The organism is Neobacillus drentensis NBRC 102427, from assembly GCF_001591445.1.
GTDB lineage: Bacteria > Bacillota > Bacilli > Bacillales > Cytobacillaceae > Neobacillus > Neobacillus drentensis.
In genome coordinates this window covers 1-1,314 of sequence record NZ_BCUX01000137.1, presented here as the reverse complement: position 1 = coordinate 1,314, position 1,314 = coordinate 1, and the positions used below count along the sequence as shown (strand labels likewise).

General features: G+C 35.1%; 2 protein-coding genes. One reads left to right on the top strand and one right to left on the bottom strand.

Features of this window, described 5'->3' with window-relative positions; genetic code table 11:
• Positions 1-29 precede the first annotated feature (29 nt).
• Positions 30-782, bottom strand: a complete 753-nt coding sequence (pdaB, locus tag BDR01S_RS24540) for a polysaccharide deacetylase family sporulation protein PdaB (protein WP_066249475.1) — start codon at positions 780-782, stop codon at positions 30-32.
• Positions 783-920: 138 nt separating this feature from the next.
• Here pdaB and BDR01S_RS24535 point away from each other — a divergent pair, with 138 nt between their 5' ends.
• Positions 921-1,151: a hypothetical protein gene (locus tag BDR01S_RS24535; protein ID WP_066249478.1), complete on the top strand. Its 231-nt coding sequence runs from the start codon at positions 921-923 to the stop codon at positions 1,149-1,151.
• Positions 1,152-1,314 lie beyond the last annotated feature (163 nt).

Below are 1,314 nucleotides of genomic sequence, written 5' to 3'. Positions count from 1 at the left end.
TTAGTAGGTTGGACGGTTTTATTATAAGATTATCTAATTTCTCTTGAACTTGCCTCTCCATTTGCAATCATTTCTGATACTGAAATAAGTTTTAATCCTTTTTGTTGAATACCCTTCATAATCAACGGCAGTGCTTTTGCGGTTTGTTTTGCTGAGTCAGAGGCATGGAGGAGAATAATATCCCCTTTGTCTGCCTTATTCACATTTTTAACTATGGCTGGTACCCCCGGATTATTCCAATCCTTTGAATCCACACTCCAATGGACAACTGTATATCCATACCTTTCGGCGATTTTCAAGGTTCTCTCATCAAAATGGCCAGTTGGCGCACGAAGTAATTTAATATTTTTCACATTTAACTTCCGAAAGGCTTCTTGTGCTTTCGAAATATCTTGGCCAATTTTTACATCCTCTAGATCACGATAGTCTTTATATTCGTAACCAAGAATGCCAATTTCATAACCATCCTTTTCAATTCGACTAACAATATCCGGATGTCTCTCTGCCCAAGAACCGGCTAAGAAGAAAGTAGCGGCTTTTACGCCTTCTTTATTTAGCGTATCTAAAATCGGCTCTGCCTTTTCGTCACCCCAGCCAATATTAAAAGTAAGGGCAAGATCTCTTTCCCCTCGATAAACAGCTTTTGGGCCGTCTTTTGTTGAAAAGACAGGAATTTGTGCAAGATTCTCTATGTAGAGGAACCATGCTGTAAAAAATGCAGCAATTAAAATGAGTGAAATGTTCTTCAAAGACTTCCCGTTAAATACAAAAAAGAATTTCAATGTCCCCACCTCGTCCAATACTGTCCTTGTCTCAACCTATGCCCAAACATTTAAGAATATGATTAGAAAAATTTTATTATAATTTTTCAATAATTGGAAAAGACTACTATAACTAGATATTTCGCTGGAGGTTATTCAATGTTTGGACTTCTAATAAACGATAAAGAAGTAAAAGAAATGGAATACCTTATTAAAAGAGAAATGGATGAAATACTATTTGATTTAAGAGATGATCGAATAGATCATATTGTAAAAAGGTCGATGGAAGAGAGATATAAGGTTTTATTTACTCTGTTTAGGCGGGTTGCTTCCCCGCATGATTGTTTAAAGTATATGAGAAGAGGAAAGAAGGATCGGAAAAAGGGTTAAGAAAAAACTTTATATTTTTTCGAATAAGAACCGTTGACATTTAATTTGTATCTTGGTATATTAATAAGCGTCGCTGATGACGTAAAAAACAATTTGAAAAAGTTGTTGACATTACGTTTTTCAGGTGATATATTAATAAAGTCGCTTTTTAGTGACGGAGTAA